The sequence below is a fragment of the Pseudomonas syringae genome, from assembly GCF_000737245.1.
GTDB lineage: Bacteria > Pseudomonadota > Gammaproteobacteria > Pseudomonadales > Pseudomonadaceae > Aquipseudomonas > Aquipseudomonas syringae_J.
The window spans coordinates 1-23,210 of the sequence record NZ_JPQU01000035.1; the positions used below are offsets into that span (position 1 = coordinate 1).

General features: G+C 58.1%; 26 protein-coding genes, 1 tRNA gene and 1 pseudogene. 15 read left to right on the forward strand and 13 right to left on the reverse strand.

Annotated elements, in window-relative coordinates; all coding sequences use genetic code 11:
- Nucleotides 1-214 precede the first annotated feature (214 nt).
- Complete coding sequence (locus tag IV01_RS12540) at nucleotides 215-1,645, reverse strand: M48 family metalloprotease (protein ID WP_032628641.1); 1,431 nt, start codon at nucleotides 1,643-1,645, stop codon at nucleotides 215-217.
- Nucleotides 1,646-1,795: 150 nt separating this feature from the next.
- Between IV01_RS12540 and IV01_RS12535 the strand changes: the two genes are divergently transcribed.
- Both IV01_RS12535 and IV01_RS12530 read left to right on the forward strand, forming a co-directional pair.
- On the forward strand, nucleotides 1,796-2,047 hold the full coding sequence (locus IV01_RS12535) for a sulfurtransferase TusA family protein (protein ID WP_032628642.1): 252 nt from the start codon (nucleotides 1,796-1,798) through the stop codon (nucleotides 2,045-2,047).
- Between the two features lie 37 nt (nucleotides 2,048-2,084).
- On the forward strand, nucleotides 2,085-3,155 hold the full coding sequence (locus IV01_RS12530) for an AI-2E family transporter (protein WP_032628643.1): 1,071 nt from the start codon (nucleotides 2,085-2,087) through the stop codon (nucleotides 3,153-3,155).
- Between the two features lie 181 nt (nucleotides 3,156-3,336).
- Here IV01_RS12530 and IV01_RS12525 read toward each other — a convergent pair whose 3' ends face one another.
- Both IV01_RS12525 and IV01_RS12520 read right to left on the reverse strand, forming a co-directional pair.
- Nucleotides 3,337-3,810, reverse strand: a complete 474-nt coding sequence (locus tag IV01_RS12525) for a peroxiredoxin (protein ID WP_032628644.1) — start codon at nucleotides 3,808-3,810, stop codon at nucleotides 3,337-3,339.
- A gap of 10 nt (nucleotides 3,811-3,820) precedes the next feature.
- Complete coding sequence (locus IV01_RS12520; protein ID WP_032628645.1) at nucleotides 3,821-4,384, reverse strand: glycine cleavage system protein R; 564 nt, start codon at nucleotides 4,382-4,384, stop codon at nucleotides 3,821-3,823.
- 325 nt (nucleotides 4,385-4,709) lie between these two features.
- Between IV01_RS12520 and dapA the strand changes: the two genes are divergently transcribed.
- The 5 genes from dapA (at nucleotide 4,710) to IV01_RS12495 (ending at nucleotide 8,406) form a co-directional block, all read left to right on the forward strand.
- Nucleotides 4,710-5,588, forward strand: a complete 879-nt coding sequence (dapA, locus tag IV01_RS12515; RefSeq protein WP_032628646.1) for a 4-hydroxy-tetrahydrodipicolinate synthase — start codon at nucleotides 4,710-4,712, stop codon at nucleotides 5,586-5,588.
- Nucleotides 5,589-5,606: 18 nt separating this feature from the next.
- Entirely contained in the window at nucleotides 5,607-6,722 is a 1,116-nt protein-coding gene (bamC, locus tag IV01_RS12510) for an outer membrane protein assembly factor BamC (protein WP_032628647.1), read from the forward strand.
- Nucleotides 6,723-7,481 carry an MBL fold metallo-hydrolase gene (locus IV01_RS12505; protein ID WP_032628648.1) on the forward strand — a complete coding sequence of 253 codons (759 nt, stop codon included), beginning with the start codon at nucleotides 6,723-6,725 and terminating at the stop codon, nucleotides 7,479-7,481. It abuts the gene before it with no gap.
- 28 nt (nucleotides 7,482-7,509) lie between these two features.
- Nucleotides 7,510-8,223 (forward strand): phosphoribosylaminoimidazolesuccinocarboxamide synthase, encoded by a 714-nt coding sequence (gene purC, locus IV01_RS12500; RefSeq protein ID WP_032628650.1) that lies wholly within the window; start codon nucleotides 7,510-7,512, stop codon nucleotides 8,221-8,223.
- 93 nt (nucleotides 8,224-8,316) lie between these two features.
- Nucleotides 8,317-8,406: transfer RNA gene (locus IV01_RS12495), tRNA-Ser, on the forward strand.
- 152 nt (nucleotides 8,407-8,558) lie between these two features.
- Here IV01_RS12495 and IV01_RS12490 read toward each other — a convergent pair.
- From IV01_RS12490 to IV01_RS12485, 3 genes are all read right to left on the reverse strand, one after another.
- The gene (locus IV01_RS12490) at nucleotides 8,559-9,104 is read right to left on the reverse strand and encodes a DUF4410 domain-containing protein (protein ID WP_154232222.1); all 546 of its coding nucleotides are present in this window, start codon (nucleotides 9,102-9,104) and stop codon (nucleotides 8,559-8,561) included.
- 342 nt (nucleotides 9,105-9,446) lie between these two features.
- Entirely contained in the window at nucleotides 9,447-9,914 is a 468-nt protein-coding gene (locus IV01_RS0125080) for a hypothetical protein (RefSeq protein ID WP_050507559.1), read from the reverse strand.
- 225 nt (nucleotides 9,915-10,139) lie between these two features.
- Nucleotides 10,140-11,366 carry an MFS transporter gene (locus IV01_RS12485; RefSeq protein ID WP_032628652.1) on the reverse strand — a complete coding sequence of 409 codons (1,227 nt, stop codon included), beginning with the start codon at nucleotides 11,364-11,366 and terminating at the stop codon, nucleotides 10,140-10,142.
- A 733-nt stretch (nucleotides 11,367-12,099) separates the two neighbouring features.
- Between IV01_RS12485 and IV01_RS0125085 the strand changes: the two genes are divergently transcribed.
- Nucleotides 12,100-12,345, forward strand: coding sequence for a hypothetical protein (locus tag IV01_RS0125085; protein WP_154232220.1), 246 nt, complete (start codon nucleotides 12,100-12,102; stop codon nucleotides 12,343-12,345).
- A gap of 33 nt (nucleotides 12,346-12,378) precedes the next feature.
- Here the strand turns inward: IV01_RS0125085 and IV01_RS12480 are convergent, their stop codons facing one another.
- Nucleotides 12,379-13,029, reverse strand: a complete 651-nt coding sequence (locus IV01_RS12480) for an HAD-IA family hydrolase (protein WP_032628654.1) — start codon at nucleotides 13,027-13,029, stop codon at nucleotides 12,379-12,381.
- Between the two features lie 361 nt (nucleotides 13,030-13,390).
- Here IV01_RS12480 and IV01_RS12475 point away from each other — a divergent pair, with 361 nt between their 5' ends.
- From IV01_RS12475 to IV01_RS12460, 5 genes and pseudogenes are all read left to right on the forward strand, one after another.
- Nucleotides 13,391-15,079: an NAD-dependent malic enzyme gene (locus tag IV01_RS12475; RefSeq protein ID WP_032628655.1), complete on the forward strand. Its 1,689-nt coding sequence runs from the start codon at nucleotides 13,391-13,393 to the stop codon at nucleotides 15,077-15,079.
- 166 nt (nucleotides 15,080-15,245) lie between these two features.
- Nucleotides 15,246-15,866 (forward strand): annotated as a pseudogene (locus IV01_RS0125090) (methylated-DNA--[protein]-cysteine S-methyltransferase); the annotation flags it as partial.
- 144 nt (nucleotides 15,867-16,010) lie between these two features.
- Nucleotides 16,011-17,144, forward strand: coding sequence for a ribonuclease D (gene rnd / locus IV01_RS12470; RefSeq protein ID WP_032628656.1), 1,134 nt, complete (start codon nucleotides 16,011-16,013; stop codon nucleotides 17,142-17,144).
- Complete coding sequence (locus tag IV01_RS12465) at nucleotides 17,141-17,434, forward strand: YcgL domain-containing protein (protein ID WP_032628657.1); 294 nt, start codon at nucleotides 17,141-17,143, stop codon at nucleotides 17,432-17,434. Before rnd ends, IV01_RS12465 begins: the two co-directional genes overlap by 4 nt.
- 108 nt (nucleotides 17,435-17,542) lie before the next feature.
- Nucleotides 17,543-18,475: a D-2-hydroxyacid dehydrogenase gene (locus tag IV01_RS12460; RefSeq protein WP_032628658.1), complete on the forward strand. Its 933-nt coding sequence runs from the start codon at nucleotides 17,543-17,545 to the stop codon at nucleotides 18,473-18,475.
- Between the two features lie 142 nt (nucleotides 18,476-18,617).
- On the opposite strand, the gene IV01_RS12455 is transcribed toward IV01_RS12460, so the two are convergent.
- Nucleotides 18,618-19,211: a nitroreductase family protein gene (locus IV01_RS12455; protein WP_032628660.1), complete on the reverse strand. Its 594-nt coding sequence runs from the start codon at nucleotides 19,209-19,211 to the stop codon at nucleotides 18,618-18,620.
- A gap of 226 nt (nucleotides 19,212-19,437) precedes the next feature.
- Between IV01_RS12455 and IV01_RS12450 the strand changes: the two genes are divergently transcribed.
- On the forward strand, nucleotides 19,438-19,887 hold the full coding sequence (locus tag IV01_RS12450) for a YcgN family cysteine cluster protein (RefSeq protein ID WP_032628662.1): 450 nt from the start codon (nucleotides 19,438-19,440) through the stop codon (nucleotides 19,885-19,887).
- Between the two features lie 109 nt (nucleotides 19,888-19,996).
- On the opposite strand, the gene IV01_RS12445 is transcribed toward IV01_RS12450, so the two are convergent.
- From IV01_RS12445 to IV01_RS12430, 4 genes are all read right to left on the reverse strand, one after another.
- Nucleotides 19,997-20,371: a YgaP family membrane protein gene (locus IV01_RS12445; protein WP_032628664.1), complete on the reverse strand. Its 375-nt coding sequence runs from the start codon at nucleotides 20,369-20,371 to the stop codon at nucleotides 19,997-19,999.
- A gap of 87 nt (nucleotides 20,372-20,458) precedes the next feature.
- A complete protein-coding gene (locus IV01_RS12440; protein ID WP_032628666.1) occupies nucleotides 20,459-20,947 on the reverse strand; it encodes an RNA methyltransferase in 489 nt (162 codons plus the stop codon).
- Nucleotides 20,948-21,158: 211 nt separating this feature from the next.
- Complete coding sequence (locus IV01_RS12435; RefSeq protein ID WP_032628668.1) at nucleotides 21,159-21,533, reverse strand: YajD family HNH nuclease; 375 nt, start codon at nucleotides 21,531-21,533, stop codon at nucleotides 21,159-21,161.
- 56 nt (nucleotides 21,534-21,589) lie between these two features.
- Nucleotides 21,590-22,276, reverse strand: coding sequence for a spermidine synthase (locus IV01_RS12430; protein WP_032628670.1), 687 nt, complete (start codon nucleotides 22,274-22,276; stop codon nucleotides 21,590-21,592).
- A gap of 93 nt (nucleotides 22,277-22,369) precedes the next feature.
- Here IV01_RS12430 and IV01_RS26340 point away from each other — a divergent pair, with 93 nt between their 5' ends.
- Nucleotides 22,370-22,660: a hypothetical protein gene (locus IV01_RS26340; RefSeq protein WP_080290301.1), complete on the forward strand. Its 291-nt coding sequence runs from the start codon at nucleotides 22,370-22,372 to the stop codon at nucleotides 22,658-22,660.
- Nucleotides 22,661-22,673: 13 nt separating this feature from the next.
- Here IV01_RS26340 and IV01_RS12425 read toward each other — a convergent pair whose 3' ends face one another.
- Nucleotides 22,674-23,150 (reverse strand): Crp/Fnr family transcriptional regulator, encoded by a 477-nt coding sequence (locus tag IV01_RS12425; protein WP_032628672.1) that lies wholly within the window; start codon nucleotides 23,148-23,150, stop codon nucleotides 22,674-22,676.
- Between the last annotated feature and the right edge of the window lie 60 nt (nucleotides 23,151-23,210).

Genomic DNA, 23,210 nt, shown 5'->3' on the forward strand with positions numbered 1-23,210 from the left:
GCGATAGCTATCCAACTGAGAAACATCGTGTGACTGACACACCGCAATCGCGGGCAAGCGCGCTCCTACAGGCAAAATCCGACATATTCAGAGAGTTGTTTTATGTTTGATGGGAGCTGCCGAAGGCTGCGAATGGGTGTTTCTGATCCACCCATTCGCTTTTTGTAGGTGCTCGTGCGCTCCTACAGAGGACTGTGATTGCGGAGGGTTCCCCTCACATCATCCCCTTGACCATCCGCTCCTGATCAATCAACTCCTTCTGTCGCGCATCGATCCGGGAAGCCAGCTGGAAGTTGTTGTTAGCCCGGCGCTTGGCAAAGTCGAGTTGTTGAATCGCCTGGCGAAAATCGCCGACCAGCGCGAAATACTCGGCGCGTGCCTGATGCAGGCCGATGGTGTTGCCATTCAGGCCGCGGGTTTCAGCCACGAGATACCAGATGTCCGGATCATCAGGGCGGCGTTTGAGTAAACCATCCAGCGATTTTTCCGCTTCGGCGGTGCGGTTCTGCTTGAGCAGCAGATCAACCCGGACCTGATTCAGAGGGTAGTTATCCTGAAACTGCCCGAGCATCCGGTCGACGCGTTGCTGAGCATCTGCCAAGCGGTTATTGGTGATATCCAGATCGATCTGCGTCAGGTTGTAGGTGATGTCGTTTGGCGCGCCGTCCAGCAAGGGCTTGAGGCTTTCTCGCGCTTCGTTGAGCTGTCCGCCTTTGATCTGGGCAATTGCCAGACCATAACGAGCCGCTGCTGATTTGGGATTCTCGACCAGTTGGGCGCGGAAGCGTTTGGCGGCGATACCCGGTGTTTCTTCGTAGATCAACGCCACACGGGCGCGCATCAGTTGATAGCGCAGGCTGTCTTCCTTGCCGCCGGGTTTGGCCTGCTCGGCGCGGTTGCGGGTGTCGGCGATCCGGGATTCGGTTACCGGGTGCGTCAGCAGAAATTCAGGTGGCTTGGCGTCGAACCGGTACTGGCGCATCAAGCGCTCGAACATCGTTGGCATGTTCCGCGGGTCGTAGCCGGCTTTTTCCAGGTTGAGAATGCCGATGCGGTCGGCCTCCTGCTCGTTCTGCCGGGAGAAACGCCGCTGCTCCTGAATGGCGGCGGCTTGCGAGCCGGCAATCGCCGCAATGCCAGCATCACCGGCACCTGCTGCGGCCATGACGATACCGGCGAGCATGGCCGCCAGCACCGGCACTTGCATGCGCTGTTGCGCCTCTACGCCGCGGGCAAAGTGACGTTGCGACAAGTGAGCCAGTTCGTGAGCCAGTACGGAGGCGTATTCGCCTTCGGTCTGGGCGTTGAGGAACAGGCCGCCGTTGACCCCGATGATTCCGCCCGGTGCAGCAAATGCGTTTAGCTGCGGGCTGTTGATCAGGATGAACTCGAGGCGTCGGTCGTTTACCTGACTGGTTTCGGCCAGCCGATAGACCGTGGTTTCGACATAATCCTTGAGTTGCGGATCGGAAAGTTGCGGAACCTGACTGCGCAACAGCCCCAGCCAGGCGCGTCCCAGCTGGTATTCCTGTTCCGGAGAAACGATGGAAGAGCTGGCATCGCCAAGCGAGGGCAGATCGTCGGCATGGCCTGGAATGGCGAGCAGGCAGGCGAGCGTCAGCAGGGTAGGGCGCAGAAAATTCATCCATGGAGCTCTAAGTTGGAGAACCCGTACTGTAGCTGGCTCAATGGCTTGCTGACCAGAGTGGGGTATTCTTTAAGGCCTGCCTGAAATATCGTGATCAACATTTTGCCATCAGGTTGCATTTCGAATGTGCCTGCCCGGAGAGAAACGATGTCTGACGCTCTAATGCACCCTGAAACCTGTGACGCCGAAGTCGACGCCAGCGGGCTTAACTGTCCGCTGCCCTTGCTCAAGGCCAAGCTCGAACTCAATCGCCTGACTAGCGGCATGGTGCTCAAAGTCATCGCGACGGATGCTGGCTCCCAGCGCGACTTTCGCAGCTTCGCCCGGCTTGCAGGCCATGAGCTGCTTGATGAGCGGGCCGAAGCGGGCGTTTACACGTATTGGTTACGCAAAGCTTGAGGTCTCTTGAGACTATCCATTTGCAAAAGGATTTTTGATGTTCAACGTGCTTCGCAACTGGGTGCAGCGCTACTTCTCGGATGAAGAGGCGGTGGTACTCGCAGTGTTGCTGTTTCTGGCTTTCACTGTTGTTCTGACCCTGGGTGGCATGCTGGCACCGGTGTTGGCCGGGATGGTCCTGGCGTTTCTGATGCAGGGGCTGGTCAGTCTGCTTGAACGCCTGCGCGTACCTGAAGGAGGAGCCGTCGGCTTGGTGTTCATGCTGTTCATGGGCGCTTTGCTGGTGTTTCTGCTGGTGCTGGTGCCGCTGCTCTGGCACCAGTTGATCACCCTGTTCAACGAGCTGCCGGGCATGCTAGCCAAGTGGCAGTCATTGTTACTGCTGTTGCCCGAGCGCTACCCGCATCTGGTCTCCGACGAGCAGGTGCTGCACGCCATTGATGCTGCACGCGGCGAAATCGGCAAGTTCGGCCAATGGGCTCTGACCTTCTCGCTGTCGAGCCTGCCGTTGCTGGCGAACCTGATGATCTATCTGGTGCTGGTGCCGATCCTGGTGTTTTTCTTCCTCAAGGATCGTCGCATGATCGGCCGCTGGGTCAGCGGCTACCTTCCACGCGAGCGTGCGCTGCTGACTCAGGTTGCTGAAGAAATGAATCTGCAGATCGCCAATTACATCCGTGGCAAGGTCATCGAGATCTTCATCTGCGGTGGCGTGACCTACATCGGTTTCGTGGCGCTGGGTCTCAATTACGCTGCCTTGCTGGCGATGCTGGTGGGTATTTCGGTGGTGGTGCCCTACGTTGGCGCGGTGGTGGTGACCGTGCCCGTGGCGTTGATCGCTTTGTTCCAGTGGGGCTGGAGCGATCAGTTTATCTATCTGATGGTGGTCTACGGGGTGATCCAGGCGCTGGACGGCAACGTGCTGGTGCCGCTGCTGTTCTCGGAGGCGGTCAATCTGCATCCGGTGGCGATCATCTGCGCTGTATTGCTGTTTGGCGGGCTGTGGGGCTTCTGGGGGATCTTCTTCGCGATTCCACTGGCGACCCTGTTCAAAGCGGTGCTGGACGCGTGGCCGAGGCAGGAACCTACCGTGGCTCCGCTTTTGTGAGCGCCTGGATCCTGTTGTAGAGAGGCTGCCCGCGAAGAATCATTCTCGGGCGATTGCAAAACCTGTGGGAGCGAGCTTGCTCGCGAAGGCGGTGGTACTGCCGCTCGAAACACTGTGACGTACCGGCCTCTTCGCGAGCAAGCTCGCTCCCACAGGATAGTGAAAGCCAATTCAGAGTCGATCAGACTTGATTCAATGCCTGAGCCTTCTCCAATACCGCAGCCACATGCCCTGGCACCTTCAGGCCGCGCCATTCGTGACGCAACACGCCTTCCTTGTCGATCAGGAAGGTGCTGCGATCAACGCCCAGATATTCCTTGCCGTACAGCTTCTTGAGCTTGATTACATCAAACAGCTGGCAAAGCGCTTCGTCCTTGTCGGAAATCAGCTCGAACGGGAACGACTGCTTGGCTTTGAAGTTCTCGTGGGATTTCAGGCTGTCCCGAGACACGCCGAACACCACTGTGTTGGCGGCCTGGAACTGCGCGTAATGGTCGCGGAAATCCTGGCCCTCGGTGGTGCAGCCAGGAGTGCTGTCCTTGGGGTAGAAATAAATCACCACCTGCTGGCCTTTCAACTCGGACAGGCTAACCACTTGTCCGCTGGTGGCCTGGACCTGAAAGTCGCTTACCGGTTGGTCTACTGCTACAGCCATGACGACTTCCTTACATAGGGGCTTGTGGGCGCCACGGTTCGATCAGCGCATCGAGGTTCAGCGCGTCGGCGAAATCCAGGAACTGATCGCGCAGCCAGCTGATCTGGATCCCTGCCGGCAGGGTAACGGTGAACGTGGCGTTGAGCATGGTGCCGCCGGTCTGCGGGGCCTGATAGGTGTCGCAGATCAGGTTTTCCAGCTCGACGTTGTGGTCCATGAAAAACTGGCACAGCTCATTGATGATGTCCGGGCGATACGCCGAGCTGACGTATGCCACGTAAGGCAGCGCCTCGGGACGGCTTTCCAGGGTGGCGCTACGTACCACGCTGGTGGTGAAGTCGTGCTTCTTGGACAGACCCGGCAAACCCGTTTCCAGGCGCGCCAGGGCGTCCCAGCTGCCGGATATCTGCAGAATCAACGCGCTGTACTCGCCGTGGCGTGTCAGTCGAGAACTGACCACTGAACAGCGGCTTTCGTGACTGGCGCGGCACAGGACGTTGGTCAGCTCCATTGGGTTTGCGCCAAGGGCACTGATGACAAGGAATTGTTCGCGAACTGTGGGGGTGGACGACATGCAGCATTCCTAGATGATGAGCGGTCGGTAGATTTATTGGCTTGCACGGCCGAATCGGCAATCGACAGCATCAGACTGCAACCGCAACCCCGGCGTGGTACGTCTGCCGGATCAAGCAGAGGCAGGCTGCAACAGCGCTGGAGCAGGGGTTCTGACGAAAAAATCGACCGATTGAAAGGGGCGCGCAGATGACCAGTACCGATCAAAGAACGAAGGGTAGCGAAAACCATCGCTCAGGGGAATGCTCAGAGCGTGGTACTTCGCTTGTACAAGGCTGATAGCGCCAGTACCATTACGGCTCTCTTTTTCCGGCAGGAGCGGTTGCATGATTGCGGGCAGTATGGTGGCACTGGTCACACCCATGGATGCACAGGGACGTCTGGACTGGGACAGCCTGAGCAAACTGGTGGACTTCCACTTGCAAGAGGGCACCAACGCCATTGTTGCCGTTGGCACCACAGGTGAATCGGCCACGCTTGATGTGAATGAACACATCGAGGTGATCCGCCGTGTGGTTGACCAGGTTGCAGGTCGTATTCCTGTCATTGCAGGTACAGGCGCCAACTCCACGCGTGAAGCGATCGAGTTGACCAACAACGCCAAGCGCGCTGGGGCAGACGCATGTCTGCTGGTCACGCCGTATTACAACAAGCCGACTCAGGAAGGTTTGTACCAGCATTTCAAGGCTATCGCCGAAGCGGTAGACATCCCACAGATCCTTTACAACGTGCCGGGCCGTACCGCCTGCGACATGCTGGCGGACACCGTCGTGCGTCTTTCCACCGTACCGAACATCATCGGTATCAAGGAAGCCACCGGTGACATCCAGCGTGCCAAGGACATCATCGCTCGCGTCAGCAGCGACTTCCTGGTGTATTCCGGTGATGACGCAACGGCGATCGAACTGATCCTGGCGGGCGGCAAGGGCAACATTTCCGTGACAGCCAACGTTGCACCTCGCGACATGAGCGAAATGTGCGCTGCGGCCATGCGCGGCGATGCGGGAACTGCCCGGGCGATCCATGAAAAACTCATGCCGCTCAACAAGAACCTGTTTATCGAATCCAACCCTATCCCGGTGAAATGGGCCCTGCATGAAATGGGTTTGATGCCGGACGGTATCCGTCTGCCGCTCACCTGGCTCAGCCAGGCCTGTCACGAACCGCTGCGGCAGGCCATGCGCCAGTCCGGCGTTCTGGTTTAATTGAGGAAGCATTACGCAATGAAGCGATTGGCCGGACTTTCCGCACTTGCCTTGATTATCTCCAGCACCAGCGGTTGCGGTTGGCTGTGGGGTGAAGATGGTTACTTCCGTGACCGCGGCAGTGATTACCTCGAAGCACAGCAGACCGCACCGATGCAGATTCCTGCCGGTGTTTCAGAGACCAAACGCCTTGACCCGTTGCTGCCGATCCCGCGCAACGTGGCTGACAACACTGTTAAGGGCGAGTACACCGTACCTCGCCCTCAACCGTTGGCAACCACCGCTGACGCCAGCGATTTCAGCCTGCAGAAAACCGGGGACACTCGTTCAGTTCTGGCTCAGCGTGCTCCTGCCGAAGTCTGGCCGGTGGCGCATCAGTACTTTGAAGACAACGGTTTCCGTATCGCCGAAGATCGCCCGCAAGTAGGTGAATTCAGCACAACCTGGCAGCGTCTGGACGAGCTATCGGCATCGGTTGCCAAGCGTCTGAGCGCCACTGGCACTGCTGCCGACGCCGAAACCCGCGTTCGCGTGCGCATCGAGCCAGGTGTACAGCGCAATACCAGCGAAATCTACGTGGTGAGCGTTTCACGTCCAGCTGGCAGCACTGCCGAAGTCGATTTCCCGTCGCGTACCACCAACATTGCCCTGGATGCGGCTCTGACCGACGACATGCTCGCCGCCATGAGCCGCAGTGCAGAGCAGGGCGGTTCGGTGTCGCTGCTCGCAGCGCGTGACTACGACACCCCAAGTCGTGTCGCCCTGAGCGAAGACGGCAGCGGCAACCCGGTTCTGAACGTAGGTTCGGATCTGGATCGCGCGTGGTCCAGCGTCGGTCGTGCCCTCAACCAGGGCGAATGGCGCGTCGAAGACATCAACCGCAGCCTCGGTCTTTACTACATCAACCTTGCTGAACGGGCCGACACGCCTGAGAACCAGCCTGGTTTCTTCGGCCGCCTGTTCGGCAGCAAGGAAACCAAGGAAGAGATCGATGCCCGTGCCGATCGTTATCAGGTTCGCCTGAGCAAGGTGGGTGACAACGTTCAAGTGACCGTCGAGAAGAACATCAACACCGTCGCGCCGGCAGATGTTGCCCGTCGTGTATTGGGTGTCATTCAAGACAACCTGGGTTAAGTGCGTTTCGCAGTATTGGGCAGCGGCAGCCGAGGGAACGGCACGCTGGTCGCCAGCAACGACACGTATGTGCTGGTGGATTGTGGCTTCTCCTTGCGGGAAACCGAGCGGCGGCTGGCGCGACTTGGCGTCAGCGCGCATCAGCTGAGCGCTATTCTGGTGACCCACGAACATGCCGATCATGTGCATGGCGTGGGTTTGCTGTCTCGGCGCTACAATCTGCCGGTGTACTTGAGCAATGGCACGTCGCGCGGGATGCGCAAACCTGTCGAATCCGCCGGTTATCTGGTGGGTGGGCAGGCGTTGCAGTTGGGCGGTCTGAGTATCGATGTGGTGTCCGTCGCCCACGATGCGCTGGAGCCTACGCAATTCGTGTTTACCGATGGCGCGCGTCGTTTCGGTCTGCTGACTGATCTGGGTTCGTATTGCCCGAGGGTGCTGCAGAGCTACCATGGGCTGGATGCACTGATGATCGAGTCCAACCACTGCCGTGACATGCTTGCCCGAGGTCACTATCCGTATTTTCTCAAGCAGCGGGTCGGTGGCAGCGAAGGACATTTGAACAACCATCAGGCTGCAAGCCTGGTGAACGAGTTGGGCTGGCAGGATTTGCAACATCTGGTCCTGGCCCACCTCAGCAGCAAGAACAACCTGCCGCATCTGGCCCGGCAATGTTTCGTCGACACCCTCGGGTGCGATCCAGACTGGCTACAATTGGCCGATCAAGATTCAGGGCTCGACTGGCGACATATCGCCTAGCCCAACTACTTAGCAAGCGGAGCCCATCATGGAAAAACGTGAAGAACTCTACCGCGGCAAAGCCAAGTCGGTTTACAAGACCGACGACGCTGACCGCTTGATCCTGCTGTTCCGTAACGACACTTCGGCGTTCGACGGCAAGCGCATCGAACAGCTGGACCGTAAAGGCATGGTGAACAACAAGTTCAACGCCTTCATCATGCAGAAGCTCGAAGCTGCGGGCATTCCGACCCAGTTCGACAAGCTGCTGGCTGACAATGAAGTCCTGGTCAAAAAGCTCGACATGATCCCGGTTGAATGCGTCGTGCGTAACTACGCCGCCGGCAGCCTGGTCAAGCGTCTTGGCATTGAAGAAGGTACCAAGCTCAATCCGTACACCTTCGAGCTGTTCCTGAAGGACGACGCCAAGGGCGACCCGTTCATCAACGAATCCCATGTCGTCGCATTCGGCTGGGGCACCGCCGAGCAACTGGCGCGCATGAAAGAACTCTCGCTCAAGGTCAACGAAGTCCTCAGCAAGCTGTTCGACGACGCCGGTCTGCTGCTGGTCGACTTCAAACTCGAGTTTGGCGTATTCAGCGACGGCTCCATCGTCCTGGGTGACGAATTCAGCCCCGACGGCTGCCGCCTGTGGGACAAGGACACCAAGAAGAAAATGGACAAAGACCGCTTCCGCCAGGGCCTCGGTGACGTCATCGAAGCCTACGAAGAAGTCGCCAACCGCCTGGGCGTACCGCTCTAAGACGGGAAAAGTGTCGCAAGCGCTTGATAGCACGAAAAAAAATCAGCAAAAAGGTTCGCCTTCTGCGATTGAGCTGTTATCATGCGCGCCGTTGGAGAGATGCCAGAGTGGCCGAATGGGACGGATTCGAAATCCGTTGTACTGGCGACAGTACCTAGGGTTCGAATCCCTATCTCTCCGCCATTATTGCTGTAGCTCAAACCCCCGATAATCCTCGCGATTTCGGGGGTTTGTTGTTTCTGGGGATTGGGTTTAGGGCAAGTCCGGGGCGTAACTGATGTTGTCCAGGCCCGGCTTGAACACGCCTGCCGTCTGGGGGCTCTGCGCCGCCAACATTACTTGCCCTTAGCGCTTTTTATATCGGAGATGATCTGCTTCGCGATCGCTTGCACCTGCTTCTGAGTCATTGCCGACATGACACCTTCCCAGGCTGATGACGAAGTGTCGTAAGCGCGACTGCCGATCAATTTTCCAGAGCTCAGATCCGAGAAGTCCGCAGTTGAGTTCACCCACGCGTTACCCACCATTACGCCAGCGCCGTAACGAGCGCCGGGCGTCAGATAGCGAAAGTTAGACACATTGACTGTGATGCCCACGCCTGGGGCATTAATCAACTTAAGATTTTGTGCCTCCTTCAGGCTATAACCTGCGCTCGCCGCTTCGGCCTTTAAAGCATCACTCCAGTCGTTCTTGAGTAGTGGCCAGTCGTCGTTGTGTAAAACTTTTTGGTTGCCTGTGAAGCTGACGACAAGGTTCTGTTTTGCTGTCTCTTGAATGACTAGTGACGCGCCGCCTCCTGTTTTCACGGAAACGGCGCAACCACTTAGCATTGCGATGCCAATGGCACATAAGGGAGCGAACGATAAGCCAGATTTTTTCAAGTGAATTTCCTTATCCATTAAGGTTGATCGGTGCCTCAGGTTGCGCCGTACGAGAATATTGGATCAATGGTAGGGCGCCTAGGTTAATTGCGAACCTGCATTTAGACGGTTTCACCTTGCACAGCTCGGCAATCTTGCACAGGGCGTGTCACTTGGGGGTATTGGAAGTAGGTTCGGTAAAATATAAAGCTCATTGCTATAGAAGGGTTTTTTGGCTCCTGTCTAAAGCTTGAAGGTGCTGGATTATTTTACTCTCGTGATAAGTAGAGTAGACGCTGATCTTGTTTATAAATTAAAAAACCCGCCGGCGCGGGTTTTTTTTGTTATGGGGGCGCTGATTTATTACTCGGTAACGGGTGTCACTGTTACTTCACCCCCAGGCATTTTCTTCGCAACGGCTATTGGGTTCAGATTAGAGTTGATGCCCTCAGGCAGTCGATACATTGCCCCTGTCAGTGGGTCAACTATCAACATGCCTATCAGCCCGCCGAATACGATATTACCCCAGTACCAACCATTCATTCTGGTGTTGAGAATCTCGGTGTTGGGCACGTAACCGTCCTTGCGATAGTTGACGGTGTACTTTTCCCCATCGAAATAACCGGCACCCGCTTTGAGGGTTACCTGATTGGGGGTCACACCGGAGCTGACTACCGAGCCTGCTTCGTTACTGATTTCGTAATTGGCCCCACTCGGTGCCGATGTTACCGACACAGGGTAGCGCGACTCGCTGACGATACTGGCACAGCCTGTAGCCGTCAGGACGGCAAATGTCAGAAAACATATTTTTACAAGTAAAACCAGGCGCATTACGCACTCCATTGCTTAGTTTGATTTTGCGCGCGGATGGTATCAGTCGTAAGTTAGTTTCGATATGGGCGGCAGTGCTTATTTTCTGTGAATTGCCCTCGTTTTAATTGACGTCAAGAAACTTGGCGCATCTGAGTGTTTAACAGAGTGCCCATGTCGGCTTTCCTCATATAAAAAGCCCCGTAGCTGAATCAGCTACGGGGCTTTTTAGTTTCTATAACTAGATCAAGCCGGCTGTGCTGCCAAGTCATTACTGACATTCCGCCCAAGCACCAGCACCGTTACAAAACCACAGCCCACCAACGCAGTGGCGAGGCTGAGCAGCATGGCATTGCCCAGTTGGTCGACGATCATCCCGCCGAAGAATGAGCCCAGCGCAATGATCACCTGGAACAAGGCGACGAATAGCGGCATGCCGCGTTCGACGTCCTTGGGGGCTACGACGAACATCCAGATGCTGGCGCAAGCCGGGAAGGCGCCGAAGGCGAAACCCCAGAGGCCGATCAGCATCACTGCGCCGGTCATGTGGGTGGCGAAGTAGGGGAACAGGGCGGTGCTGGTGCCGATCATCAGCGCGACCAACATCAGGGTGTAACGAACGCTGCGGTTGGCGGCGAAACCGGCAAAAATGTTACCCGCCACGCCAGCGATACCGAAGAGCAACAGCAACGAGCCAATGGTTGGGCCGTCAAAGCCTGAGCTGTATTTGAAGAATGGCGCGACATAGGTGTACGCCGCGAAGTGCGCCAGACCGATGAGCAATACGGCGATCAAGCCAACCCGAGCGCGTGGGTTATAAAACAGCGCAGGCAGATCCTTGATGCTAATGGCCTTTTCCGGCTTGAGTTGCGGCAGCAGGAAAATCTGCGCCAGTAGCACCGGGATGCCCATCAGCGCGGTGGCCAGGAAGGTCATGCGCCAGCCCATCAGGCCGCTCAGCCAAGTGCCGACAGGCACGCCCAGCACCGTGGCCAGGGTCACACCGACCATGATGATCGAGGTAGCTTGGGCCACGCCCACTCCCTTGGGAGCCAGCCTGCCGCTAAGCGCGATGGCCGTGGCCCAGAAGCCGCCGATGCTTATGCCCAGCAACACACGACCCAACAGCAGCAGGTTGAAGTCGCTGGCGAAGGCCACCACCGAGTTGGCTATGATCATGATCAGCGTCAGGCCGATCAGCAGATAGCGTCGGTCCATGCCGCGAATGCCGACGGACAGCAAAGGCGCGGCGAGGGCGGCCATGATACCGGGCAGTGTCACCATCAGGCCGGCTCGGCCAGCGCTGATGCCGAGGTCGCTGGCGACGTCGTTGAGTACGCCTACCGGGAGGAACTCACTGGTGACCAGGGCGAAGGCGCCCACCGCGACCGAAAGAATCGCCAGCCACTGCTGTTTGACGCTTTGCTGATTATGTTCGGGTAGGCCGCGAGGGGCCTGGCTTGCGGTTGGCATGTATGGAAATCCGGGGTGAAGGTCACCTGAGATCAGGCGAGGGGGAAATTTGATGGCGATTATAGGAACCGGTGTCGACAATCGGGCAGGCGGTCGATTCGATAGTAATCATCAGTGCCATCGATGTGTTGCATCGAAGTCCAGCTGCGCTGGGTATTGCGGGAGCGACCCTTCTTGAGAAGGCAGGTCAGTTGAACGATCCATACTTGGACGGTTTCGAGTAACACCCTGGCTGATTAGGCGGGGTGGCCTCGCAAGAGATGTTGGGCCGTCCGTCCATGTCTGCCTTGCCGCCGCCTCGCCCATCGCCCTGACTGTATGCGCTGCAGCCAGTGATTATCAGCAAAGCCAATGCGGCCATTACTGCTCGAATATCCATTTTCGTGTGCCTCCAAAAAAGCCGAGATTAATCACCATCCGCTATTGAGCAAGTTTTTTTTCGTTGTTGCGTGTTGCAGATCACCTTTGGGGGGGAAGTTAGCCCACCAGACACTGGGCTCGGAATGCGGCCTTGGCGCCGGTCGAGACCTTCGATTTCTGCAGATGAGGCGTCCTTCTCAGATGGCAGGTGCGCAGGTTGACAGTCAAAACGGTGAGCAGTAAATATCTACCGCAGCGGCCAAATGGAATTGGCGGAAAATGAGCGTTCAGCCCGCAGATACTATCTAGGGCACGTTCAGAGCGACGAATAACTCGGTGCTCATTTCAGGAACAATCCATGCAGGGACACGCTATGAGTCATGCCGAGATCGAAAAAATTCAAGCTGAGAACAACAAGCTGTTAGCCGAAGCGCTCAAGCTCGCTATGGAGGCCGACAAGCTCGATATTGAGAGGCGTAAGCTCGTTGCCGAGGCGGACAAACTCAAAACCGAAACTGGAAAAATGAGCCTCGAAATATTCTGGTATCCCGTTGTCATTGCCATCGGCATGTTTGGCACGGCGGCCACGGTTACCGCGCTGATCATCAAATTTTTGTAGGTATCGGCCGCGCCAATGCGCGGTTTCCTGGATTCAACCGCTCACCAATCCCAACCCACCAGCATCAATCACCACCGTCACCCCTTCATAGCTCGCCAACGTCCCATGCTGCGTATCCATCTCATGCTCATGGGTCGCAGTGATCACCATCACGCTGGCCCCCGCAGCTTCTGCCGCTGCAATGCCCGCCGGCGCATCTTCAAACACCAGGCAGTCTTTCGGATCGACGCCCAGGCGTTTGGCTGCGAGCAGAAAGCATTCGGGAGCAGGTTTGCCCTGGCTGACGTCTTCGGCCGTGACGATATTGATCGGCAATTCCAGGCCTGCGGCTTTCAGTCGGGCTTCGGCAAGGGCGCGGGGTGCTGAGGTGACGATGGCCCAGCGCTCCGGCGGCAGCGAGGCGAGAAGGCGGGCGGCGTCGGCGACCTCAATGACGCCTTCCACGTCGTAGATTTCGGCCTGGGAAATGACTGCGGCTTCCAGTTCCGCATCGACGCCTGGCAGGTTCAGGTTGCGGATGGTGTCGATGCTGCGGACGCCGTGGATAGTGGGCAGGAAGGATTTGACGTCCAGGCCATGGCGTTCAGCCCAGTGGGTCCAGACCCGTTCGGCGGCGACGATGGAGTTAAGCAGCGTGCCGTCCATGTCGAACAGAAAGGCAGAGAAGCGGCGGTTGGTGAGCATGGGTTACCTCGATTGGAAGGGGATTACCTGTAGCCACTGGCTGTAGATTGCGAAAGAATTTTCCCCGACTAACCGGAGTTCGCAGCCTGCGGCAGCTCCTACAGGGGCAACAATATTTAGTGACAATTCAAAGTTTATCCAGCACCGACGGGCGCGACGACTTCCTTTTTTGCCATCCTTTCGCCATGTAGTAGCGGCAAATTGTCGCAACACGATTTTGCGCGAGTAAGATATGCAGCTTGATTTCACGACCCCGATTTTTTCGGGGCTGGCCCTGATGCGCTCCGCGAGGAGATTCCGGGTTGCCTGCCTCGGCTGTACGGACTGAACACGAGTAGACGAGAAAAGGCGATAACTGAAAATGACCAAGACTTCGCGACCTTTATACATTTCCTATGCTGGCCCTTCGCTGCTGGAAATGCCCCTGTTGAATAAAGGCAGTGCTTTTACCCCGCAAGAGCGGGTCGAGTTCAACCTGATCGGGCTGCTGCCGCAAAACGTAGAGACGATCGAGGAACAAGTCACGCGGGTTTACAGCCAGTACCAGCAATGCGCCAGTGATCTGGACAAGCATATCTACCTGCGTTCGATTCAGGACAACAACGAAACGTTGTTCTTCCGCCTGCTGGATTCGCATCTCGACGAGATGCTGCCGATCATCTACACGCCGACCGTGGGGCAGGCGTGTCAGGAATTCTCCAAGATCTACCGCACACACCGTGGTCTGTTCATTTCCTATCCGGAACGCGACCGCATCGATGACATCCTGCGCAGCGCTACCAAGGATCGCATCAAGATCATCGTGGTAACGGACAGCGAACGCATTCTGGGTCTGGGCGACCAGGGCATCGGCGGTATGGGCATTCCTATTGGCAAGTTGTCGCTGTACACCGCTTGTGGCGGGATCAGCCCGGCTTACACGCTGCCTATCGTGCTGGACGTCGGCACCAACAACCAGGAACTGCTCGACGACCCGATGTACATGGGCTGGCGCAACAAGCGGGTGACGGGCAAGGAATACGAAGATTTCGTCGCCCTGTTCATCGAAGCAGTGCAGCGTCGCTGGCCGGACGTGCTGTTGCAGTTCGAAGACTTCGCCCAGACCAACGCCATGCCGTTGCTGGAGAAGTACCGCGACCAGTTGTGCTGTTTCAACGATGACATTCAGGGCACCGCATCGGTTGCGGTGGGCACCTTGCTCGCAGCGTGCAAAGCCAAGAACGAAACCCTCGGTCAGCAGCGCGTGGTGTTCCTCGGCGCGGGTTCCGCTGGTTGCGGTATCGCCGAACACATCATCGCCGCCATGGTGATTGAAGGCCTGAGCGAAGCGGAAGCCCGCAAGCGGGTGATGATGGTTGATCGTTTCGGTCTGCTTACTGACAGCATGGACAACCTGCTGGACTTCCAGAAAAACCTGGCCCAGAAGGCGGGCGAGGTGGCGGGCTGGTCGAGCGGCGAGGGCTACCCGGAATTGCTGGATGTGGTGAGCAACGGCAAACCTACGGTTCTGATCGGGGTATCCGGCCAGCGTGGGCTGTTCACCGAGCAGGTTATCCGCGAGATGCACAAGCATTGCGCCAAGCCGCTGGTGATGCCGTTGTCCAACCCGACTTCGAAAGTTGAGGTCACGCCACAGGAAGTGCTGACCTGGACCAATGGCGATGCGTTGGTGGCAACCGGTAGTCCATTTGCTCCGGTTACTGTAGGCGACCGCACGTTCCACATCGCTCAGTGCAATAACTCTTACATCTTCCCTGGCATTGGCCTGGGTGTGATCGCGGCAAAAGCCACGCGCATCTCCGACAAAATGCTGATGGCTGCTTCCAATGCGCTGGCTGAATGCTCACCAATGGTCACCGGCAAGGGCGATGCAGTACTGCCGCCCTTGACGGAGATTCAGGAAGTCAGCAAGAAGATCGCCTTGGCGGTGGCTAAACAGGCTCAGGCCGATGGCGTGGCGCTGGAAACCACCGAAGAGTTTCTGGTGGAAGCGATCCAGCGTAACTTCTGGCAGCCGAACTACCGGGCATATCGTCGCAGCGCGGTCTGATCGCGGGCTGATGAGTTAGCCGAAAGCCGCGACATGCCCGCATGTCGCGGCTTTTTTGTGGAAACATAGTTGCCTGTTTGAAATGCAATCCTTTGTGGGAGCGGTGCTTGGTCTGAGATTGCACTCCACCTCATAACACAGGAGCCCGACATTGGAAGGATTCAACGACACCGACGCCGAGCAGATCAGCGCCTTCAACGCCGCCTTGAAAACCCTGCTGCAAACCAGGCCTGCCAAGCCCGTCACAGGCGAGCCACTGTATTTCAACGTCCTGCCAACCCCGCTGGGCCTGATGTTGGCCATGGCGGAACGGCGCGGTCTGGTGATGCTTGAATTCCTGGATCGGCCGATCCTGATGCGCGAAGTGGAAGAGTTGCGCAGCCGCTATGGCTATCTGATTGGCGCCGGGGAGCATGCGCATTTGTTGCAGATATCAGACGAGTTGAGACGCTATTTCGCCGGCAGTCTGACCCGCTTTGAAGTCCCTCTGCACACGCCCGGCAGTATTTTTCAGAATCAGGTGTGGGAAGCGTTACGTCAGGTGCCGTATGGCACGACCTGCACTTATGGCGAAATCGCCCTGCTGCTGGGTAAGCCCGGAGCCAGTCGCGCTGTAGGACTGGCCAACGGCAGCAATCGCATGTCCATCGTTCTGCCGTGCCATCGGGTAATTGGCGCCGATGGTTCATTGACCGGCTATGGAGGTGGCAAGGCTCGCAAGGAGTTCCTGCTGCGCCTGGAGCGGGTGACGTTGCAGATTGCCGAGCAAGGTCAGTTGGCATTCTGAACAACCAGGGGATCCGATCAGCGGTCATTTTTGCCCTGAGATAGCTGCACACCTTAGATGAAGATGTTCAACACTTGCAGGACAGATGCGCGGTATGGGCCGATGGCGATATATACTGCGCGCCATTCTTCAAGGGAGAGCCGTGTGGCCATCGATATTCACTGGATTCGCGACGACGACAGCCTCGCCCTGCATTGCGCTCAGTGGCAGTCACTGCCCTTTGTCGCCCTCGACACCGAGTTCATGCGGGTCGACACTTTTTACCCGATCGCGGCGCTGCTGCAGATCGGAGACGGTTCCAAGGCCTGGCTGATCGACCCGTTATTGATCAAAGACTGGCGGCCCTTGTCGGCGCTGCTGGAAAACCCTGACGTTATCAAGGTAGTTCACGCTTGTAGCGAGGACCTGGAAGTCTTGTTGCGCCTGACCGGCAGCCTGCCGGTGCCGCTGTTCGACACCCAGCTGGCCGCCGCGTACCTGAACATCGGCTTCTCGATGGGCTACTCGCGTCTGGTGCAGGAGGTCTTGAGCATCGACCTGCCCAAGGGCGAAACCCGCTCGGACTGGTTGCAGCGTCCACTGTCCGAAACCCAGATCAGTTATGCCGCGGAAGATGCCGTGCATCTGGCCGAGCTGTACAGCATTCTGCGTCCGCGCCTCTCGGAAGAAAAGTACGCCTGGCTGCTGGAGGATGGTGCCGAACTGGTCGCCAATCTGCGCCGCGAGGTCGACCCTTACGAGGTGTATCGCGACGCCAAGCTGGCCTGGAAACTGTCCCGTGCGCAACTGGCAGTCCTGCGCGAACTGTGCGCCTGGCGTGAACGCGAAGCCCGCGCGCGCAACGTGCCGCGCAATCGCATCATCCGTGAGCACTCCCTGTGGCCGCTGGCCAGAACCCAGCCGGACAACCTCGCAGCGCTGGCCAAGATCGACGACATGCACCCTAAAACGGTCCGTCAGGATGGCGAATTTATCCTCGACTTGATCAAGAACTCAGGCAACCTGCCGCCGGAACAATGGCCGGCCGCCTTACCTGAGCCCTTGCCGATCGAGGCTGCGGCGGTACTCAAAACCCTGCGTGCCACCGGCCAGCGCTATGCCGAACAGCTGGATATGGCGCCGGAGTTGATGCTGCGTAAAAAGACCCTCGAAGCCGTACTCAAAACCGGCTTCCCTGATGGGCCCTATCATTTGCCCGATTCGCTGCGTGGCTGGCGCCGCGAGCTGATGGGCCAGGCATTGCTCGACAGCCTGGCCAACGCCGGAGAACAGCCTTGAAACGTATTTGTTCGATTTACCACAGCAGCAAGCGCAACGGCATGTACCTGTACGTGCTCAAAAGCGATGAGCTCAAACGCGTCCCACCTGAGTTGATGACAGCCTTCGGCAAAGCGCGGCATGCCTTCGATCTGGTCCTGAGCCCGGAGCGTGCATTGGCCCGTGAGGATATCAACCTTGTGCTGGCGAACCTCGAAAAGCAGGGCTACCACCTGCAGATGCCGCCGGCGGAAGACGAGTACATCGAGCACCTTCCCGAAGAGCTGCTGCGCCGCAACGACCCGATGTAAGCAGTTGACCCCACCCAGGGTAAAAGGCCGTTGCTGACGTATTCGACGCGGATCTGACCGCGCTCCGCCAGTCTTCGGCCGCATGTCCAGTTTTTAAGGTTTTAAGCCATGCGCGTTCTGATTGCCGAAAACGATTATCCGACTTATACCCAACTGCTGCGCGAGGCGGCTCCGGAGCTTGAGGTTCTAAGCACCGGTGATTCTGCCGAGCTGTCCCGATTGGCTGCCGATTGCCCAATCTGGCTGGGTCAGCCTGACCTGTTGGCCAATCTGCTGCGTCAGGGCCACATTCCGACATGGATGCAATCAACCTGGGCAGGTATCACGCCGCTTTTGGCTGACGGACTGCCTCAGGATTACCGCCTGACCCGTGCGGTGGGCATCTTTGGTCAGGTCATGGCCGAGTTCGTGCTGACTTACATGCTGGGCCATGAGCGCGAAGTGCTGGCGCGTCTGGTCAGCCAGGTGGAGCGCAAGTGGGATAACCGTCCGGGCCACAGTCTGGCAGGACGCAAGGCATTGATCGTCGGGGCGGGTGATATCGGGCTTAGCGTCGCGCAATTTCTCGCGCCATTCGGTGTGCAGGTCTACGGCATTGCTTCAAGCGCTCGCAGTCAGGCGCCATTTGTCGAAGTCGGCACCATGGATGATCTGCCGCGTCTGGTAGGGGAGGTGGACTACGTCATCAACCTGCTGCCTAACACGCCACAAACCCATGACCTGTACGACGCGAAGATGTTCGCCAGATTCAAGCCCACCGGCCTGTTCATCAACGTAGGTCGCGGTGTCGCGGTGGTAGATGCGGATCTGGTGGAAGCACTCAAGGAAGGCCATCTGGCGGGCGCGGTGATCGACGTCTGCCGACAGGAGCCGCTGCCGCAACGCCATCCGTTCTGGACCGCCTGGGGTCTGTTGCTGACCGGTCACAGCTCTGCACCCACCTCGCCGGTTGCGATGGTTGGGCTGTTCCTGGAAAACCTCAAGGCGTTCGCCGCGGGTGAAAAACTGCGCGGGGAAGTGGATTTCTCGCGGGGGTATTGAGCTTTAACGTCCGACGGTAAAACATGTGGGACCGGCTTTAGCCGGGAAGAGGGCATTACGAACGACATTGATGTGTCGATCGTACTTCCCCCTTCGCGAATGAATTCGCTCCCACAGGTATGTATTCAGGGCCTACATCGGCTTACAGACTGAAATCACCTTCCGCTGCGATCTGCGCCACAGTCTGGCGCGGACTTGGGGCTTCGCGGCCTTGCAGGTATTCCGGCAAGGTTGATTTGTCGCCCAGCTTGCCGACCGCCACTGCCGCATGCAGTGAGTAACCTTCTGGAACATTCAATTCCTTGCGGGCCAGATCCTGATCGAAACCGGCCATGCCGTGGGTGTGCCAGCCGCTCATGCTCGCTTGCAGAGCCAAATAACCCCAAGCGGAACCGGTGTCGAAGGTGTGCCACAGGGCAGGGCTTTCTTCGCTGGCGCCCGGTGCTGTGAACGTGGTCTTGGAGATCACGATCACCAGCGCCGAGGCGTGCTGTGCCCAGCTACGGTTGAACTCGTTGAGCAGGCCCAGATAACGCTCCCAGCTTGGCGTGTCACGACGTGCATACAGAAACCGCCAAGGCTGCGAGTTATACGCCGAGGGTGCCCAGCGGGCGGCTTCGAAGAAGCTCAGCAGGGTTTCTTCGGGGATAATTTCGCCACTGAATGCGCGCGGCGACCAGCGTTCAGTGAACAGGGGATCGATAGGGTAATCGGCGATGCGAGGGTTAGTGCTCATGGGAATCCTGGAAGGCGAGAGGAGAGGACGCTCAAGCGGTGGGCCGTGGACGGCAGGCATCGCGGATGTCGTATAGCGTATCTGTGTAAAAGCAGCGGGCTAAAGCTACTGCGCCGTTCGTCTGATGACAAGCCTTGCGTACCGACAGTCGCCAGCGCTTGGCCCGCAGCCTTTGTGGCACTAGACTGGCGGCCTTTTCCATTCCTGATGCTGATTGCCCGAACCCATGGCCGCTAAAGTCGAACCCTTCTGGAAACGCAAGACCCTCGCCCAACTCGACAGCGCTGAGTGGGAGTCCCTGTGTGATGGCTGTGGCCTGTGCTGCCTGCAAAAGCTTGAGGACGAGGACGATAACAGCGTTTATTACACGCGTATCGCCTGCAAACTGCTGGATCTCAAGACCTGTCAGTGCACCGATTACAGCAACCGCCGGGCCTCAGTGCCTGACTGCATCCAGCTCACCCCAGGCCAGGCCGAGGAATTCAAATGGTTGCCGCCGACCTGTGGCTATCGCTTGGTAAGCGAAGGCAAAGAATTGCCGCTTTGGCATCATCTGGTCTGCGGGGATCGGGACGCGGTGCATCAGGAGCGCATTTCCCAGTCCGGGCGTATGGTCAGCGAGAACGCTGTTGCCGAGGATGACTGGGAGGAGTACCTGATTTTTCGGGCGGGGTGAAGCGTGCCGTGTCTGTTGGAGCGAGGCTTGCCCGCGAATGGGCAACTGAGTCTTTCAGGCACTCCGCGTCATCGTTCTTCGCGGGCGAGCCTCGCTCCAACGGACCGTATTACAACCCGGTTTTCGGCTTGGTCAACGCTTCCAGGCCGTCGGTCAGTACTTCTTCGGTGGCGACTTCCGCTTTGGTTTTGAGCAGGCTCAGTTCATCACCAGCGCGTTTGATACGGGACTTGGCAATGTCCAGGTCGCTGCGGCTTTTTTCCAGAAGGCTCTTGGCTGAACAATGACCGGTGATGCCACGGGCCAATACTGCGCCGCCAATGGCCAGTTGAATCAGGCCGAAGAAACCACCACGACGCAGGCCCTTGCCCATCATCAGGACGCCGCCCGCCAGTGAGCCGACGCGCTCCCAGCCTTGCACGTTCTGTTGCGGCTCGCTGTGGAAAGGGGTGTCGATGCGTTCAACGATTGGGGTGTCGCTCATGATCGTTCTCCATGATGAGATGAATTCGGTTCAGTAAGACTGACTGCCGCCGTCGCAAACTGTTCAATGCATTTCTTGATGGCTGTTTCAGGAATCGGGCTGTTCCCGGCCGAACTGCGGTCCCGAGCGGGTGTTGTTGCCTTTGGCCATGCGGTCGTAAAGCACCACGTTGACGGTGGCCGCCAGATTCATGCAGCCGGTGGTGGGGATGTACACCACGTCCTCGCACCAGTCGCGGATCTCTTTGTCCAGGGAGCCGTCTTCTGGGCCGAAAATATAGATGGCCCGATCCGGGTGGGTGTATTCGGGCAGAGAGCGAGCGCCTTCGACCAGTTCGACGGCCACCGGGATGCAGCCCAGAGGAATGATGCTTTTCAGGTCGTCGATGCCGATCAGAGGGATGTCCTGATGGATCTTCTTGGTATCCGTGACAAAGTCCCGGGCACGTTCGTAGCGTTTGCCGGTGTAAAACACTGAGGCCACGCCGTAACAACCGGCCGCACGCATCACGGAACCGACGTTTTCCGGAGACTTGGGATTGAACAGGCCGATGCAGGCGTAACGTTTGTTGGCCACGGGGAAGTGCTCGCAGGGAAAAGCGGGCGATTATACGCACACCCCTGATCCGTTGTAGGAGCGCGCTTGCCCGCGATGGCGGTTTTACATTCGTCGGATGAGTGTTCTGACAGGTACAGAACGTCCTTCGGCCGTTATCGCGGGCAAGCGCGCTCCTACAGATAGAGCATTGAACCTGTGGGAGCGGTGTTACCAGCGGGCCACCGCAGTGTCAGTCGTCTTTTTTCATGAGACCAGCCAGCGCCGCAAACGGGTTGTGCGTGGCCTTGGCAGTTTTCGGGCTGCTGGTGGAGCTTTCCGAGAAGTACTGCTGGTCGGTATAGCGCGAGTGCTCGTTGTCGTGGCAGTACAGGCAGAGCAATTCCCAGTTGGAGCCATCCTGAGGATTGTTGTCGTGGTTGTGATCGCGGTGGTGCACGGTCAGCTCGCTCAGGCGTTTGCCGGCAAATTCACGAGCGCAGCGGCCGCAGACGTGCGGATACATGCGCAGCGCCTTGTCGCGATAGCCCATTTCACGGTCGCGCTGGGCGTCGGCCAGGATGCGATCCAGCTTGGCGGTATGGGAGGGTGGGTTGGCCGTGCTCATGGGGTCACCTGTGTCATGTTCGGTTATTGGATCGATTCTAGCGCGTCACAGGCATCTCAGCCCTTGAGTTTTTCGGCGATCCAGATGGTGTGCCGCGTGCCCTTGTTGCCGTGGGCGAAAACCTGCACCTCTTCAGCCTTGAAACCGGCCTTGCGCAGCTTGTCGGAAAACTTCTGATCGGCACTGGCTGACCACACCGCCAGAATGCCCTTGGGGCGCAGCGCCTGAGCACAGGCGGCAAGACCTCCGGATGAGTACAGCCAACTGTTGGATTTTTGCGTCAGGCCTTCAGGGCCATTGTCGACGTCGAGCATGATTGCGTCGAAACCCTGTGGCTCGTTTTTCAGTACCTGCGCAACATCCTGCACGATCACTTTGGCTCGCGGGTCCAGCAACGGGTTGCCGGATTTTTCACCCAGCGGGCCGCGATTCCACTCCACAACACCGGGCACCAGTTCGGCAACCACAACCTCGCCGTTCTTGCCCAGATGTTTGAGTGCCGAAGCCAAGGTGAAGCCCATGCCCAGCCCGCCGATCAACACCCGCGGCTGCACGCGGTGAGCGACTTTCTTGCAGGGGATTTCCGCCAGCGCATCTTCGGAACCATGCATACGGGTGTTCATCAACTGGCCCCCGTCGCCGCCCTGAATCTTGATCACGAAGTCTTCGCCGTATTCGAACAGGCACAAGGCACCGCCGTTGTCAGGTATGGCTGTGGTGTCGAGCAGTACGAAACGTTTCATGGATTTCTCGGGAAGTGGGCAGATTTTTGACTGAACGTCCCACGCTTGGAGTAGCCTGAGCCGCAAATAATCGATTGGCACCGGAGGCCATTGATGAAGCGCGCTATTCTAGCGGCGATTGCCGTGACGATGCTCTCGGTAAGTGTCGTGTATGCCGATAATCTGCAACCTGCAGCACCAGTGGCCGAACCGGGCTCACCTGGCACCGCAACGCCGACTCCGTACCCGCAGGTTGCGCCACCGAGTATTCCCCGAGCGGGCAGCACTGAGGGCAATGGCCCGTTGCTGCCGAAGATCGAAATGCCCAGACCGCCGAAAGATCAGACCTTGCCGGGACTAGAGACTTCCCCGCCCGCGACCCCTACGCCGCCAGCGGCCAAATAGGTGATGCGCTGGCTCAGACCTGCTGAGCGAGTAGCTGACCGTCAACCATCCGCAGGCGTTTGGACAGCGATGTTGCCAGGGCGCGGATGATTTTCGCCGCGACCCTTGGCGCCTCATCGAGCATCTTGTCGAGCGCGTCGCGTCCCAGATTCAACAGCTGACAATCGGTTGCCGCGAAGCAACTGGCCGAGCGACGTTCACCATCAAGCACCGCCATCTCGCCGAATGCCCGGCCCCGGCGCAGCACGGCGATTTCCACGGCCTGGCCGTCGGGGTTGAGCTTCTGCACCGAGACGCTGCCCAGATGGATGATGCACATGAACGCGCCCGGATCACCCTCATTGAAGATCGCCTCGCCCTTAGCGACGGAGGCCATATTGAAATAGCCTGCTGCCGTCTGGAAGTCGGCGGGCAGCAGCGGGTCGAACAATCCGCAGTCCATGAGCATGTCGCGGATTTCATTGTTCAGGTAAGACGCAGGTTCTGACATGGTTCAGTCTTGTCTGGGTATGGAATTTTTTTGTTAGCCCGGGGCCAGCCGTGATCAAGC

What these genes read in the sequence shown, in the direction of transcription:
- IV01_RS12540 (WP_032628641.1), bottom strand. Translation starts at nt 1,645, where the DNA reads ATGAATTTTCTGCGCCCTACCCTGCTGACGCTCGCCTGCCTGCTCGCC.
- IV01_RS12535 (WP_032628642.1), top strand. Translation starts at nt 1,796, where the DNA reads ATGTCTGACGCTCTAATGCACCCTGAAACCTGTGACGCCGAAGTCGAC.
- IV01_RS12530 (WP_032628643.1), top strand. Translation starts at nt 2,085, where the DNA reads ATGTTCAACGTGCTTCGCAACTGGGTGCAGCGCTACTTCTCGGATGAA.
- IV01_RS12525 (WP_032628644.1), bottom strand. Translation starts at nt 3,810, where the DNA reads ATGGCTGTAGCAGTAGACCAACCGGTAAGCGACTTTCAGGTCCAGGCC.
- IV01_RS12520 (WP_032628645.1), bottom strand. Translation starts at nt 4,384, where the DNA reads ATGTCGTCCACCCCCACAGTTCGCGAACAATTCCTTGTCATCAGTGCC.
- dapA (WP_032628646.1), top strand. Translation starts at nt 4,710, where the DNA reads ATGATTGCGGGCAGTATGGTGGCACTGGTCACACCCATGGATGCACAG.
- bamC (WP_032628647.1), top strand. Translation starts at nt 5,607, where the DNA reads ATGAAGCGATTGGCCGGACTTTCCGCACTTGCCTTGATTATCTCCAGC.
- purC (WP_032628650.1), top strand. Translation starts at nt 7,510, where the DNA reads ATGGAAAAACGTGAAGAACTCTACCGCGGCAAAGCCAAGTCGGTTTAC.
- IV01_RS0125080 (WP_050507559.1), bottom strand. Translation starts at nt 9,914, where the DNA reads ATGCGCCTGGTTTTACTTGTAAAAATATGTTTTCTGACATTTGCCGTC.
- IV01_RS12485 (WP_032628652.1), bottom strand. Translation starts at nt 11,366, where the DNA reads ATGCCAACCGCAAGCCAGGCCCCTCGCGGCCTACCCGAACATAATCAG.
- IV01_RS0125085 (WP_154232220.1), top strand. Translation starts at nt 12,100, where the DNA reads ATGAGTCATGCCGAGATCGAAAAAATTCAAGCTGAGAACAACAAGCTG.
- IV01_RS12480 (WP_032628654.1), bottom strand. Translation starts at nt 13,029, where the DNA reads ATGCTCACCAACCGCCGCTTCTCTGCCTTTCTGTTCGACATGGACGGC.
- IV01_RS12475 (WP_032628655.1), top strand. Translation starts at nt 13,391, where the DNA reads ATGACCAAGACTTCGCGACCTTTATACATTTCCTATGCTGGCCCTTCG.
- IV01_RS12460 (WP_032628658.1), top strand. Translation starts at nt 17,543, where the DNA reads ATGCGCGTTCTGATTGCCGAAAACGATTATCCGACTTATACCCAACTG.
- IV01_RS12455 (WP_032628660.1), bottom strand. Translation starts at nt 19,211, where the DNA reads ATGAGCACTAACCCTCGCATCGCCGATTACCCTATCGATCCCCTGTTC.
- IV01_RS12450 (WP_032628662.1), top strand. Translation starts at nt 19,438, where the DNA reads ATGGCCGCTAAAGTCGAACCCTTCTGGAAACGCAAGACCCTCGCCCAA.
- IV01_RS12445 (WP_032628664.1), bottom strand. Translation starts at nt 20,371, where the DNA reads ATGAGCGACACCCCAATCGTTGAACGCATCGACACCCCTTTCCACAGC.
- IV01_RS12435 (WP_032628668.1), bottom strand. Translation starts at nt 21,533, where the DNA reads ATGAGCACGGCCAACCCACCCTCCCATACCGCCAAGCTGGATCGCATC.
- IV01_RS12430 (WP_032628670.1), bottom strand. Translation starts at nt 22,276, where the DNA reads ATGAAACGTTTCGTACTGCTCGACACCACAGCCATACCTGACAACGGC.
- IV01_RS26340 (WP_080290301.1), top strand. Translation starts at nt 22,370, where the DNA reads ATGAAGCGCGCTATTCTAGCGGCGATTGCCGTGACGATGCTCTCGGTA.
- IV01_RS12425 (WP_032628672.1), bottom strand. Translation starts at nt 23,150, where the DNA reads ATGTCAGAACCTGCGTCTTACCTGAACAATGAAATCCGCGACATGCTC.